Genomic DNA, 13,842 nt, shown 5'->3' on the forward strand with positions numbered 1-13,842 from the left:
CACAACATAAATCATTTTTTTAATAAAATATTTGAGAAACCGATTGATTGCATATATATTTGCAACTGATTGGTTTCATTATTTAATTAAAATAGAATATGAGAAAATTAAAATTACAAGTCCAAATGACCATTGACGGTTTTATTTCAGGTCAAAACGGAGAAATGGATTGGATGAAATTTCCCTGGACAGAAGACATTTTAAACTATGTACGAGAGATTACTGAACCTGTGGATACAATTGTTTTAGGCAGAAAATTAGCAGAAGGTTTTATTCCGCATTGGGCAAATGTTGCCAAAGACCCTAGCAACCCTGAATACGAAGGCGGTGTTAAGTATGCTACCACACAAAAAATTGTATTTACCAAAACACTTGACAAATCAATTTGGGAAAATACTGAAATTTCAAAGGGCGAATTGATTGAAGAAATTACCAACTTAAAGAGTCAACAAGGCAAAGACATTATTGCTTATGGTGGTGGTGAGTTTGTTTCCTCACTTATTAAAAACAAACTCATTGACGAATTACATTTATTTGTAAACCCCGCTGCTATTGGAAACGGAATGCCCATTTTTAAAGAGTTGTCCGAAATGCAAAAATTTAATCTTGATGATGTGCAAAAGTTCGATTGTGGCATTGCTGTAATGGTTTATAAACCCATATAATTATGCGTAGAGACGTTTTTCAAGCAATTGCAGACCCAACAAGACGAGCCATTATTATGCTTTTGGCTGTTGGTGCTTTGACACCAAATGCCATAGCCGATCATTTTGATTCAAGCAGACAAGCTGTTTCAAAACATTTGCGAATACTTACGGAGTGTGAAATACTTACTCAGGAGCAACAAGGCAGAGAAATTCATTATCACCTAAATGCCGATAAAATGAAAGACGTGGAAAAATGGCTGGAACAATTTAAAATGCTAATGGCAAAACGCTTTGACCAATTGGATACCGTTTTAGAACAATTAAAATCAAAAGGAAAATGAACCCTAACTTAAAATTTGACTTCATAGTCAATAAAGAAAACAACACTGTTAATGTAGAACGTGAATTTGCCGCAAACCTTGAATTGGTTTGGGAAGCTTGGACAAATCCCGAAATTCTTGACCTATGGTGGGCACCTAAACCCTATAAAACAAGAACGAAATCAATGGATTTTCGTGAAGGCGGAATGTGGCTTTATGAAATGTACAATACCGAAGGTGAAAACCCGCAAGAATGTCATTGGTGTAAAAATGATTACATCAAAATTGTACATCAAGCCATGTTTTCGGGGTTAGATGCATTCTGTGATGAAAACGGGATAGTTAACCCTGAAATGCCCAGAACTCAATGGACAAACGAATTCAATGAAAATGGAGAAAAAACCCTTGTAACCATAACAGCCAAGTACGATAGTCTTTCTGACTTAGAAAAAATTATTGAAATGGGTTTTAAAGAAGGCTTTACCATGGCTATGGAAAATCTAGACCAGTACATTGAAGCACAATTCAAACTTCGCAAACAAAATAAAACAAACAACAGGGCAAGAGTATCAACCTATGTGAATTTTCCGGGAAACACAGAAGAAGCATTCAATTTCTACAAATCGGTTTTCAAAACTGAATTTATAGGTAAAGGCATTGAACGATTTGAAGATGTGCCTGCAAGTACAGAAAATTGGCCTCCTGTTGCGGATGAAGTAAAGAAAATGGTTTTGCACGTTGAATTGCCAATAGTTGGTGGGCATATATTAATGGGTACAGACGCACCAAAAGAAATGGGTTTTACACTAACAAGTGGAAATAATATGCATATCTGTCTGGAACCCGAAACAAGAGAAGAAGCTGACAGACTATTTAATGAACTCTCTGCCGGTGGTGAAATCACAATGCCAATGGCTGATATGTTCTTTGGAGCCTACTTCGGTGAGTTCTCCGATAGATATGGCATCAATTGGATGATTAACTACCAAGTAAAGTAAACGATGAAACCAATAAAAATTTTATTCGCTCATAGTGGTGGTGGGCAAGGTAGCGTAGGACAAGGAAGTTTTGATTTTGTAACCTACTTGAAATATGAATTGGGAAACGAATTTGAAGTTCTTTACCCAATAATTGATGACCCAGAAGCGCCAACGTATCAAATGTGGAAAAATCTTTTTACAAAAGAGTTTAAGATAGCGAACCAGCCTACAATCCTTATTGGACATTCTTTGGGAGCTTCAATGCTGCTTAAGTACATTTCAGAAGAAAAGCCAAATATTTTGATTTCAGCAATGTATTTAGTTGCCACACCATTATGGGGGAAAAACGGTTGGGATGTGGACGAATTTGTACTCAAGGATAATTTTGAAAACGATCTCAAACAAGTGAATAGAATCTTCCTCTATCAATGTAAAGACGATACAATCGTCCCTTTTAAACATTTTAATTTCTATAAAAAGGCCATGCCCAATGCAACCGTAAGAGTTTTGAACGGAACAGACCACGCTTTTGCAAACGGACTACCTGAATTAGTTGACGATATTAAAATAAACATTGGTGTATAGAAGACAACCATACAAAATGAATCTTGACAGCATGACAAAAAAAGAAATTGCAAAGGCATTCTCTAACGGGGAATTTGAAAAGACCTACGATTTTATAGCTGAAAATGCAGAATGGATTGTAATCGAAGAAGACAAATTTACAGGTAAACAAGCCATTATTGATAATTGTGAACAAGTTGGAAACTACTTCAAGTCAGTAACAACAGACTTCAAAACCCTCAACACCATTGCAGATGGAAATATAGTTGTAATTAATGGAACAGCTGAGTTTTTAAGGGATGGCAAACGGATTTCGTTTGTTTCAGCATGTGATGTTTATGAATTTAATGACCAGGACAATATTAAAACCGTTACCTCTTATTGTATTCAATCAAAATAAAAAAGGTAATAGATGACAATAACAGTTATGGAAAATTGAAAAATTAAATTTTATGGGAAAAGTTTTAATACACCTAACAATGTCACTTGACGGATTTATTGCAAAACCTAATGAAGACGATTGGGATTGGATTTTCAAGCATGCGGCTGACGACTCTGATGATATGGGAAATCGAGTTATGCGCGAGTTAGGAGCTGTAGTTCTTGGTAACAAGGACTTTAGAAACAACAAAGTTACAGCTGATGCTCTTCCGTATGGGGGACTACAAATACCACAATTCGTTGTAACCCACAATGCCCCTGAACCACTTTCTGTAGGGCCATTGACATTTAACTTTGTTACTGGCGGAGTAGAAAAAGTAATTCAAAAAGCCAAGAAGGCAGCAGGAACAAAAAATGTTGCAATATTGGGGCATAGCATTGCTCAACAAGGTCTTGAGTTAGGTCTTGTGGATGAATTGGTCCTTCATGTTTATCCTGTCATTTTTGGGAATGGGTTAAGACTTATTGATCAATTGGGCTGTCAACCTATTGATCTTGAACGGATAGAAATTATTTCAACAACCCAAATTACAAGTATCCGGTTTCGAGTTATTGGATAGAAATTTTCCATGCGAAAATCAATACAAGATGAAAACGATCCGCTAACGGTGTATAAAATAAAAAGACAAGATATTAATAAAATTATGGCAAAATTGACATCATTCACATTCATTTCTTTAAACGGATTTTATAAAGGAATTAACGAGGATATAAATTGGCACCAACACGGAGGAGAAGAGGCCCAATATTCAGTTGAGAGCTTAAAATCGAACGACACTCTTCTATTCGGCAGAGTAACCTACGAAATGATGAAAAGTTTTTGGCCAACTCAAATGGCTTATGACTCTTTTCCCGAAGTTGCAGATGGAATGAATAATTCAGAAAAAATTGTCGTTTCTAAAACATTAGAATCAACTGATTGGAAAAACACTCAAATTATCAACGAAAACCTAATAGATAGAATAACGGAATTAAAAAAAACGAGTAATAAGAACATTACACTTTTAGGGAGCGGAAAGATTTTAGCACAACTTACGAATGCGAATTTAGTGGATGAATATCAAATTATGATAGACCCAATATTCATTGAAAAAGGAGAACCGATTTTGGACAATCTGAAAAATAATATAAAACTCGAACTGACAAAAAGCAAAGTTTTTAAAAGTGGAACAATCTTACTTTATTATAAACCGAAAACGAATTAAGTAATAAAGCCAGCACAAAACAATGTATATAAAAATAGGCGAAATTGTGATAAATTCAAGGGTTTTGGTTCGCATCAAACTTTGTGCTTAACGGAAAGTTTAGTGCTTCGAAATCGCCAACTTTTCATATGTGTGGCGAGAGTAACGATAGGCTAAAAAATCGTTATGCAACTGTTTATAAGATGGGCAAGGTATCGCTACAAAAGGTATAGAAACAACCTTACAAAAGATTATAAATGGTTGGACAGGGTTCGGAAACAATATCCAAGTCTGTTTTATCACTGGCCTGTGGGGTATTCTAATTAGGAAGTAAAGATTGTATAAGAAGCGCCGTATGATGGGATACTATCTCGGATCCTGGTCAACCGGGATGAGAGGCTCGGGGTGAAACTCCCTTTTCCTACTCGACACTAGGCCGTTGGTGTGCCACGAAGCTGTGGTAATCCAGTAGGTGTAAATCCTACCTAAATAATTTGCTGTTCATTTTGAAGAGCTTCACTCGTGAGGGTTTCGCTGAAGCTCGGTATGCTCAAATGTGCAAGCTTAAATACATAAGCGTGACCCCATAGTAGCTTCGAGAAGTTTATCTGTAGATGGGGAGCGTTTTGATCCCGATTTTTAGGGAAAACCCAGAAACATTACATGGATTAACAGCAATGTGAAGTGCAATGGTCTACCGGAGTCATAGGGGTGATTCATTTTGCTCATGGTTTATACAAATGCTGGGTAGATTCATGTGAAAAGCAAATATAGAAGGCTATGGTAAGCTGTATGAGTGAAAAGTTCACTGTTTACCCCGTTTTTATTCGGAGCCTGCCCCGTTTTTTCGGGGTACGGTTTGATGAAGGGGGCGCTGATAGTTTACTTGTTATTAGTATCTTTAGAGGTACTGACAAAGTAGGCTATCAGGCTCTACTCTACTATGCCATTCAAGACAACTCAAAACGCAAGTCTTCTAAAGAAAGAATGTTATTACTCTGATTTGCGAAAACCAATTTAACAGGAGCACCAGATTTATCGATTATTTTTAAAAAAGTTTCTTCCCTATTTACCAAATTCATATTACCCCAGTCCATTATAGCACCCATTAAAAATATAAGCTCACTTCCCCTTTTTGATAATTGATATTTGCTTCTTGTTCTCTTTTTTTCTTCTTTATAATCCGTTTTTATTATTAGTTCATACGCTACTAATAACTTCAGCTTAACAGTAAGAACTGATTTTGAGATAGCCAAGTTTCTTTCAAATTCATCAAATTTGGTATTGCCCAAAAACAACTCTCTTAATATTAATAAAATCCATTTATCTCCTAATATATGGCTGGTTAAATGGATAGGACAATTCAATCTATTAGTCTCTATTTTTTTATACAATTGCATAATATTTTAACTTGGGTTTGGAAACAGAACTCAGAATAAGTACCTTGAGTTTCAATTTAGAACTAAGGTATGGAAAATTTATTAAAAATACTAGATAAGTTAGCCCCACACTTTGCCGCTCGACTAATTTATAATCGAATTTCTCAACCTCAAAAACGCAAACTTCGTGAAGTGGAAGAAAGAGTTCTTGCCAAATCAGAAAAACTATCCATAGACTTTCGCGACTTCAAACTCAAAGGGTATTCATGGGGAAAGAAAGAAAATCCTATCGCATTGATGACACATGGCTGGGAAGGTCATGCTGGGAATTTTGGAGCATTAGTATCCATTTTATTAGAGAAGAACTATCACGTAGTTGCTTATGATGGACCCGCCCATGGCGAAAGTAGTCGCAAGTCTACCAATATGTTTGAATATGCTGATTTCATTTCTACAAGAATTAAAACACATCAACCAAAACTAATTATTAGCCACTCTTTTGGGACAGTTTCTACACAACTTGGTTTATTGAAAAATCCAGCTTTCAAATTAAATCAATGGATAATTGTAACTACCCCTTTTAGTTTTAAAGAGTTTATTCTTTCTATCAATAGAAAGTTGGGAATGTCTCAAAAAACACTTCAAAAATTATCTGGTCTGATTGAAAAAGATGCCAATTTCCCTTTGGAGGAAATCAATATGAAAACACTTTCTCCGAAAATGAATTCAATAGATTCGGTTGTCATTGTTCATTCTGAAGATGACCAAGTTTTATCTTATCATGATGCAGAACGAACATCAAAGTGCATAGATGATAGCGAGCTTATTAAACTAAAAAATATTGGACACTACAAAATCTTGTGGTCTGATGAATTGAAAAATATTATAAATAAAAAAGTAAAAAATTAATATGTTGAAGGAAGTAATTAATAGTGATGTCAATTTTATAGAGGTTCGCGGCATTCAAGTCGCCCACCGCATTATTGGGGATGGAGTTCCACTAATTCTTTTCAATCGCTTTAGAGGGACTATCAATGATTGGGACCCAGCTTTTATCTCTTCTTTAGCTAAGAAAAATAAAGTTGTTGTCTTTGATAATTTTGGTGTTGGAGCTACTAATGGCAAAAGTGAAGATTCGATAGAAGGAATGGCTTCTATTGCTTTCGATTTTATCAATCAATTAGGCTTCGAAAAAGTCAATATCTTGGGTTGGAGTATGGGAGGACTTATTGCGCAGGTTTTTCTTTTGAATTATCCTGACTTGGTCAATAAAGCAATATTAGTTGGTACTGGACCTGGAGGAAGTGATCAAACGGAATATCCAACGGAACGTTTTTTGGCTGTTGCTACAAAAGTCTATGACATGAACCCTGAACATCATCAGATTGTATTTTTTACGGAGAATCAAAAAGGTATTGAAAACGCAATAGCCTCACTTTCTCGCATAGAAAAATATAAGACCAAAGTTCAACCCACCCAACCCCCAACTTGGGCAGCCCAAGGAATGGCTACCAAAAATTTCTTCTCAAGTGATAAAAATTATTTTACAAAAATTAAAGAAATTCTTCACCCTGTTTTGGTAGCTGGGTCAAAGGAAGATATTGCATTTTCTGATAAAAATTCTTTTCTCCTATACAAACAAATCCCTAATAGTCAACTACTATTGTATTCTAATGCTGCCCATGCCTTTCATCATCAATTGCCAAATATATCCGGGCAGGCAGTAGAGGATTTCTTATACATAAAGTAGTGAAATCTACTATCTTTGAATTGATGAACCTATTTTAAAAGATAAAAACGGCATACTACACTGTATACCTGACAAGCTTCCTTAACGTCGGCCAGCAGGTACACTACCGTTGCCAGTAATTTAAAAAAATGACCTCAGACATTGAACATTCGATAGGACAATTAACCGATTTGACAGAATCAGAAATTACTGAATTCACTAAAATTGCCCGAATTAAAACATTTGAAAGAAAGTCAAATTTTATCAGAGAAGGACAAATTCCTACTGAATTTGGGTTCGTTTTAAGTGGACTTTTTCGTTACTTGTATATATGAGAAAAAGGAAAAATTTTGTAACGGATGACCCTGATGCACCTGAATTACACTCAAAAAGAGTAATAATAATGTTTGCTGCCATATTTTCTACAATTTTTGGTACAGTTCTGATGATGCATAACTTTAAAGAGGTTGGTAATTACAAAGCAAGAAATCAAGTATTAGTCTTTGGAGTTTTATATACTATAGCTTCAATTTTAATTATCAATGCACTCAATATTCAAGCGAATTTAACTATCGTTCTAAATCTTGGTGGTGCTGCGATTTTGACAGAATTCTTTTGGAACAAACAACTTGGAATGGAAATAAAATATCGAAAAAGAAGTTGGATAAAGCCAGCGATAATATCAGTCATTATTACCATTCCATTTGTATTAGCATTGATTTATGGATAATAAAAAAACTGCATTACAATAACTAAGCATTCTGACGGCGGGCCCTTCGGCACCCTTCGGCAGGCTCAGTGACCGTGCTCAGGGACCGTGCTTAGGGGCTAGGCTCAGGATCCACTTCGGCGCCTTGAGAATTAGGGTTATTATGGGGAATGATTTTCTCCATTTATTTTTTTAGCGTTGGGAGATTGAAAATTTACTGATTTTGCCATTAGGGCATACCCAATGCAATTAAGCTTACTGGCGCTTTTTATTTTGCTTCCTGATTCCATTAAACCAGTTGGCTGGTGGCCCTCTTTGGTCGAAGCACGCCACTGTATGTAGTTCTCCGGTTTTGCAATAAGAACACTGTCTGAACAGAGAAGCCGGTTTTTCTCTTACTTCTAATAGTTATCGATCTTTGGAGCCCTTTGAGCTGTAAATCAAATCCCGGAACATTTTCACAGGCTTTCTCAATGATAGATTGCTTTTTTTTTCATAGCTTAAAGTGTTGAATATTAACGATAAGTCTAATGTAGGAAGAAACGGCAATAAAGCCGGCTTCCTGCCTTAGCAGGATTCGTTCAACAAATGCTATGAATGGGGTTTTATCGGTCAGGATATTTTAGTGGGGATTGGAAAGTCCGCCACAAGTTTTAAATTTAAATCAAGGCGCGGCTATGTGCGGGACGAGAGGTTAGAACTTTCTAATCCCCACTCATCATAGCTGGCCTTTGTGCGTCATATTAAAATCGAATACCAAATGAAAATTTTACTATTATCATTATTGACAATTTTATCAGTTTCGTGCAACTCTCAGGGAAAAAAAATTGAAACTGCCGAAATCGAAAATCCGACTGAACAAAAAAACGCTTCGCAAATTGGAGAATATGTGGTAGAAACATTTGAAGATTCAAGAGGAAATCTCTGGTTTGGAACATTAGAAAAAGGTGTTGCAAAATATGATGGAACAACACTTAAATATCTTACTAAAACTGATGGATTGCCAAGTAATAGAATTGTTAGCATAATCGAAGATAAGACGGGTAATTTATGGTTTGGTACTGACGAAGGAATTTCAAAATATGATGGCAAAAACTTTACGCAATTTTCAGAAAAAAACGGACTTATAAGCAATATGGTCAGTATTCAATACATAGACAGTAAAGGTGTATTTTGGATTGGAACTTGGGCTGGTGTATCCCAATTCGATGGAACAAACTTTAAAAAATTTAGTATTCCATATCCAGTAATGGACACTAAACCAAATGAAGGCACAAAAGATTGGACTACTGCAATTTTTGAAGATTCGAAAGGAAATATTTGGTTTGGTCGTGATGGCTATGGAGCAAGTAAATATGACGGAAATGATTTTACACACATAACAAAAAAAGAAGGGCTTTATTCTAATAACGTGCAAACCATAACAGAAAGTATTGAAGGAAATATTTGGATTGGAACACGTGTAGCGGAAAGAGATAATCCTGACCCAAATAAACGAAATGGAAAAGGTGGATTAAACAAATACGATGGCAAAAACATAGTTCATTTTCCCGAGACAACTGGCTTTAACGGAAATGACGTATTTGAAATATATAAAGACAATTCCAATAATTTGTGGATTAGTACAACAAGCAACGGAATCTATAAATATGAAAACAATGGATTTAAAAACTACAATGTACCGAATTCTACAATGAGTATGACCGAAGATAAAAACGGAAATTTGTGGTTAGGATGTGCTGGCGGTTTATTTCGCCTAAATTCAATTGGAATAGTAAATGTAACGATAAACGGACCTTGGGAATAAAAATACGAACGCACAATAACTAAGCTACAATGATCCGATTAAGGCTTGGATTTGCAACAATAATCTGGACAAAGAGTTTAGCTTGCTATTTAAATGTTTAATTTTATTATCCCTGCCGGGGGCTCCTCAAATTCTCTGGGGGATTTTGAAATAAAATCCCCTTCGCTTCTTATTATTATCTTTATAGGGATTAATAAAGTAGCCTATCAGGCTCTACTCTACCAATTAGATGAAAACCTTTAAATACCTACTTTTAATAATCGCCTTAATATTGGCATGGACAGCCTTTGTGGGATACGGTTCTTTTAGTGGTTTCTTGTTGCAGCCAATTACAAAAGGAAGCAGTTCGGCATCGTTTATTGAGGCGACAGAAGAGAGGATTGAAAATGAGTTTGTTGGAAATATGGCAATGGTGCTAATAGAAAACGGAGCCGCTTCAAAGGATTTCTTTTATTCTATCGACAAACCTGTTAATAAGCATACTGTTTTTCAAATGGCCTCGGTAAGTAAATGGATTACTTCCTGGGGAATTTTTGCTTTGGTGGAAGAAGGCAAAATAAATCTTGATGCGCCAATCGACAATTACTTTACAAGATGGCGTTTACCAGAAAGTGATTTCAACAATCAGGAAGTTACTGTTCGCAATCTACTGAGTCATACTTCAGGACTAGTTGATGGTCTGGGATATGGAGGATTTGTAGACAAAGACTCGGTTCAGAGCATAGAGGAGTCCTTGACAAAAGCGAGTGATGGGTTTTGGTCTGAGGGTGTTGCGAAAGTGGGTAATCCACCCAATAGTCTATACAGGTACTCAGGTGCTGGCTATACCATACTCCAATTAATTATCGAAGAAGTTACTGGTCAATCATTTGAAGAATACATGGCTGAAGCCGTTTTTAAGCCGCTTAAAATGGCTCATTCAACGTTTAATTGGTCTGATTCTCTGGGTTCAGATTTGGTGACCTTTTATAATAGCGATTCAACGATTGCTCCGCACTATCGCTATACGGCATTGGCCGCTGCCTCCTTGTATACCTGTGCCGAAGACCTGAGCTTGTTCCTTAAAGCAAATTTTGCTGATAATGGTGTGTTGCGACCTGAAACAATAGCAACAATGAATAAAATTCATACACCAGCCAATCAGAACACCCATGGATTAGGGCCAATGATATTTGGGAGAAATGATTCAGGAGACTATATCGTGGGTCATGATGGCGGTAACCGACCTGCGATCAATACAGCAGCCAGAATAAACCTCAAGAGTAAGGATGGAATCATCATACTTGAAACCGGCAACCCAGGCCTTGCTACAAAATTAGGGGATGAGTGGATTTTTTGGAAAACTGGAATTGCGGATTACGTTGTGATTCAGCGAAGTAAACCTTTCTTATTGTCTTTATTGGTAATTGGTTACCTAATTATCGTTTTCTTATCGGTTGTGATAATTCGAGAAAAGAACAAAGAAGGAATGGGGGAAATGAATTAGTATGATTACTGCAGGACCCTTCGACACCCTTCGACAGGCTCAGGGACCATGCTCAGGGTAAGCTCTAGGGCCTTTGGAATTTACAATGAAGAATGGTTTTTCCTAATTTATTTTCAAACGTTGAAATAGATTGAAAAAGTAATGGCAGGACTGGTTTTCTTATGCTAAATGCTTAATTTGACAGAGGAGATTATTAGGCAGATAGTCTGTATATACGCAAATTGGAGGTGAAATAGGGTTATATACGGATGTTAGCGACTATTTTACCGGCGACAGCGCCTAACCCAACTGACATGACAAGACACAGATTTTTAAACTACTTTATAGCGACTGTTTGGATTGCCAACGGACTTTTCTGTAAGGTGCTTAACATGGTGCCTCGACATCAACAAATTGTTGGACAAATTTTAGGGGACGACTACTCACGACCTTTGACAATTCTAATCGGACTTTCAGAAATTGGTATGGCAATATGGATTTTAAGCGGTTTGTGTACACGCCTTAATGCTGTAATACAAATTCTTGTCATTGCGACAATGAATATTTTGGAGTTTGTGCTTGTTCCTGACTTGCTAATGTGGGGTAAAGCAAATTCAATTTTCGCCTTTCTGTTTATTTTTTTAATTTACTACAATGAATTTCACCTTAATAAAAAGTCTTAGATGCTTTCATTTTTAAAAGAGCATCCTTTTGCAGTTGAAGCGTTTTTTGAAAATTCGCTTGTTTTCACTTTTGCAATTCCAAAGGAGGAAATTCAATATCTAATACCAGAGTGTTTACAGTTAGACACTTTCAACGACAAGTGGGCTTTCATTGCAGTTGCTATGGTTCAGACACAGGCATTACGACCAAAAGGTTTTCCAAAAGTGTTAGGCAACGACTTTTTCTTAATTGGTTATCGTGTGTTTGTGCGATTTACAAACAACGAAGGAAAAAGTTTAAGAGGTTTGTATATTATAAAAACAGAAACAGATAAAAAAAGAATGGGGTTTTTAGGTAATATTTTCACTCACTATAACTACACAACAACCGACATCAATCAACACATACAAAACGGAACAACAGAAATTAATTCAAAACAATCAGACTTCAAAATACTAATTGACAATTCATACAACGAAAACATTTCTTTGCCGACTGGTTCCCCATTTTCCGACTGGAAAGAAGCAAGAAGATTTTCAGGACCATTGCCATTTACATTTACTTACAACCAAGCCGACAAAGAAGTTTTAATCATTGAAGGCGTTAGAGAAAACTGGAAGCCAAGGCCTGTAAAGGTTATTGATTATAACTTTTCATTCATAGACAAGATGAAACTGACCGATGCTAAACTGGCAAATGCTTTCATCATTAAAAACATTCCTTACTACTGGAAAAAGGGTAAAATTGAACTATGGATAAAATGAGAAAACCATTTCAAGGAGTTTGGAACATCATTCGTTTTAATTGGCAATTCTATGCTATAGCAATCGTCTCAACTGTTGTTCTCTTTTTGCTCCGCAACAATTTAAATACGGTACTTCGTGCAGTATCTGATGTTTTGGTGGTTGGAATTATTGGCTCAACTGTAATTTCATTAATAATTTCTTGTTACATCTACGACTTCTCTAATCTTTATAAATTTTCATGGTTAGACAATCTTCTACTCAACAGCAACGGAAAAATCGTAAACATCAATGCTGGCTTTGATGAAACAAGCTACCTACTTAAAAACAAGTTTTCCAATTCAGAATTAGTGGTGTTTGACTTCTACAACCCTGCAAAACACTCAGAGGTTTCAATAAAAAGAGCAAGAAAAGCTTACCCCCTGTTTCCCAATACTCAAAAAGTAAAAACAAATCATTTGCCTTTACAAGACAATTCAACCGACAAAATATTTGCAATATTATCAGCACATGAAATACGTAACCATGAGGAAAGAAACTCTTTTTTCAGAGAACTTCGCAGAGTATTAACAGCGACTGGGCAAATAATTGTAACGGAACATTTACGGGACACAACAAATTTTTTAGCCTACAACATTGGGTTCTTTCACTTTCATTCCAGGACTACTTGGCTCAACACATTTGAGAGTGCAGGACTTAGTGTTGCAAGTGAAATAAAAATTACACCATTTATTACGACTTTTATACTTGACAAAAATGGAACTGCATCTTAAAATAATAGGCTTTTGTTTAATTGGGTTGGGCTTAGTTCACGCAATCTTTCCAAGAAAATTCAATTGGAAACAAGAACTCAGTTCTTTAAGTATAGTGAATAGAGAAATGATTTATATTCATACTTTCTTTATAGCATTAACATTATTTCTTGTAGGACTTTTATGCCTGACATCAGCGACAGGCTTAATCAGCACAACTTTTGGTAAACGAGTTTCTTTAGGTCTTGGGATATTCTTTTTATTGAGACTTCTCGTCCAGTTTTTTGGTTTCTCATCAAAAACTTGGAAAGGGAAAGCATTGGAAACGACAGTTCATGTTTTGTTTTCAATTTTTTGGACTTATGTTACTGGAATCTTCATTTTTGCATATACATTATGACACTACCGACAAACATGACAGGCGATTGAAGAAAAGCCGATACAAAGGGTTTTCGATAG

General features: G+C 36.0%; 17 protein-coding genes and 1 pseudogene. 16 read left to right on the forward strand and 2 right to left on the reverse strand.

Going from position 1 to position 13,842, the window contains the following annotated elements; translation table 11 throughout:
• The first annotated feature begins 98 nt into the window (after positions 1 to 98).
• From AC0L7T_RS01815 to AC0L7T_RS01845, 7 genes are all read left to right on the forward strand, one after another.
• A complete protein-coding gene (locus AC0L7T_RS01815) occupies positions 99 to 665 on the forward strand; it encodes a dihydrofolate reductase family protein (protein ID WP_473340730.1) in 567 nt (188 codons plus the stop codon).
• 2 nt (positions 666 to 667) lie between these two features.
• Positions 668 to 988, forward strand: a complete 321-nt coding sequence (locus AC0L7T_RS01820) for an ArsR/SmtB family transcription factor (RefSeq protein ID WP_048641304.1) — start codon at positions 668 to 670, stop codon at positions 986 to 988.
• On the forward strand, positions 985 to 1,965 hold the full coding sequence (locus tag AC0L7T_RS01825) for an SRPBCC domain-containing protein (protein WP_473340732.1): 981 nt from the start codon (positions 985 to 987) through the stop codon (positions 1,963 to 1,965). The genes AC0L7T_RS01820 and AC0L7T_RS01825 overlap by 4 nt, the downstream gene beginning before the upstream one ends.
• Positions 1,966 to 1,968: 3 nt before the next feature.
• On the forward strand, positions 1,969 to 2,532 hold the full coding sequence (locus AC0L7T_RS01830; protein WP_473340734.1) for an alpha/beta hydrolase: 564 nt from the start codon (positions 1,969 to 1,971) through the stop codon (positions 2,530 to 2,532).
• A 31-nt stretch (positions 2,533 to 2,563) separates the two neighbouring features.
• A complete protein-coding gene (locus AC0L7T_RS01835; protein WP_473340736.1) occupies positions 2,564 to 2,911 on the forward strand; it encodes a nuclear transport factor 2 family protein in 348 nt (115 codons plus the stop codon).
• Positions 2,912 to 2,990: 79 nt separating this feature from the next.
• Complete coding sequence (locus AC0L7T_RS01840; protein ID WP_473340738.1) at positions 2,991 to 3,512, forward strand: dihydrofolate reductase family protein; 522 nt, start codon at positions 2,991 to 2,993, stop codon at positions 3,510 to 3,512.
• Between the two features lie 9 nt (positions 3,513 to 3,521).
• Positions 3,522 to 4,157 carry a dihydrofolate reductase family protein gene (locus AC0L7T_RS01845; protein WP_473340740.1) on the forward strand — a complete coding sequence of 212 codons (636 nt, stop codon included), beginning with the start codon at positions 3,522 to 3,524 and terminating at the stop codon, positions 4,155 to 4,157.
• A gap of 929 nt (positions 4,158 to 5,086) precedes the next feature.
• Here AC0L7T_RS01845 and AC0L7T_RS01850 read toward each other — a convergent pair.
• Complete coding sequence (locus AC0L7T_RS01850) at positions 5,087 to 5,530, reverse strand: winged helix-turn-helix transcriptional regulator (RefSeq protein ID WP_473340742.1); 444 nt, start codon at positions 5,528 to 5,530, stop codon at positions 5,087 to 5,089.
• A gap of 75 nt (positions 5,531 to 5,605) precedes the next feature.
• Between AC0L7T_RS01850 and AC0L7T_RS01855 the strand changes: the two genes are divergently transcribed.
• The 3 genes from AC0L7T_RS01855 (at position 5,606) to AC0L7T_RS01865 (ending at position 7,974) form a co-directional block, all read left to right on the forward strand.
• Positions 5,606 to 6,424, forward strand: a complete 819-nt coding sequence (locus AC0L7T_RS01855; protein WP_473340744.1) for an alpha/beta hydrolase — start codon at positions 5,606 to 5,608, stop codon at positions 6,422 to 6,424.
• Between the two features lies 1 nt (position 6,425).
• Positions 6,426 to 7,265, forward strand: coding sequence for an alpha/beta fold hydrolase (locus tag AC0L7T_RS01860; RefSeq protein WP_473340746.1), 840 nt, complete (start codon positions 6,426 to 6,428; stop codon positions 7,263 to 7,265).
• Between the two features lie 310 nt (positions 7,266 to 7,575).
• Positions 7,576 to 7,974 (forward strand): hypothetical protein, encoded by a 399-nt coding sequence (locus tag AC0L7T_RS01865; RefSeq protein WP_473340748.1) that lies wholly within the window; start codon positions 7,576 to 7,578, stop codon positions 7,972 to 7,974.
• Positions 7,975 to 8,208: 234 nt separating this feature from the next.
• On the opposite strand, the pseudogene AC0L7T_RS01870 reads toward AC0L7T_RS01865, so the two are convergent.
• Positions 8,209 to 8,361: pseudogene (locus AC0L7T_RS01870) on the reverse strand (IS91 family transposase); the annotation flags it as partial.
• Between the two features lie 352 nt (positions 8,362 to 8,713).
• Between AC0L7T_RS01870 and AC0L7T_RS01875 the strand changes: the two are divergent.
• The 6 genes from AC0L7T_RS01875 to AC0L7T_RS01900 all read left to right on the forward strand — a co-directional run bounded on the left by AC0L7T_RS01875 (position 8,714) and on the right by AC0L7T_RS01900 (position 13,783).
• Positions 8,714 to 9,760, forward strand: coding sequence for a ligand-binding sensor domain-containing protein (locus AC0L7T_RS01875; protein WP_473340750.1), 1,047 nt, complete (start codon positions 8,714 to 8,716; stop codon positions 9,758 to 9,760).
• A 229-nt stretch (positions 9,761 to 9,989) separates the two neighbouring features.
• Positions 9,990 to 11,246 carry a serine hydrolase domain-containing protein gene (locus tag AC0L7T_RS01880; RefSeq protein ID WP_473340752.1) on the forward strand — a complete coding sequence of 419 codons (1,257 nt, stop codon included), beginning with the start codon at positions 9,990 to 9,992 and terminating at the stop codon, positions 11,244 to 11,246.
• Positions 11,247 to 11,494: 248 nt separating this feature from the next.
• Positions 11,495 to 11,908, forward strand: coding sequence for a DoxX-like family protein (locus tag AC0L7T_RS01885; protein WP_473340753.1), 414 nt, complete (start codon positions 11,495 to 11,497; stop codon positions 11,906 to 11,908).
• Complete coding sequence (locus AC0L7T_RS01890; protein WP_473340755.1) at positions 11,909 to 12,652, forward strand: DUF2071 domain-containing protein; 744 nt, start codon at positions 11,909 to 11,911, stop codon at positions 12,650 to 12,652.
• Positions 12,649 to 13,404 (forward strand): class I SAM-dependent methyltransferase, encoded by a 756-nt coding sequence (locus AC0L7T_RS01895; protein ID WP_473340756.1) that lies wholly within the window; start codon positions 12,649 to 12,651, stop codon positions 13,402 to 13,404. The genes AC0L7T_RS01890 and AC0L7T_RS01895 overlap by 4 nt, the downstream gene beginning before the upstream one ends.
• Positions 13,388 to 13,783: a hypothetical protein gene (locus AC0L7T_RS01900; protein WP_473340758.1), complete on the forward strand. Its 396-nt coding sequence runs from the start codon at positions 13,388 to 13,390 to the stop codon at positions 13,781 to 13,783. The genes AC0L7T_RS01895 and AC0L7T_RS01900 overlap by 17 nt, the downstream gene beginning before the upstream one ends.
• Positions 13,784 to 13,842 lie beyond the last annotated feature (59 nt).

It is taken from the genome of Cyclobacterium sp. 10D3-21 (genome assembly GCF_055809755.1).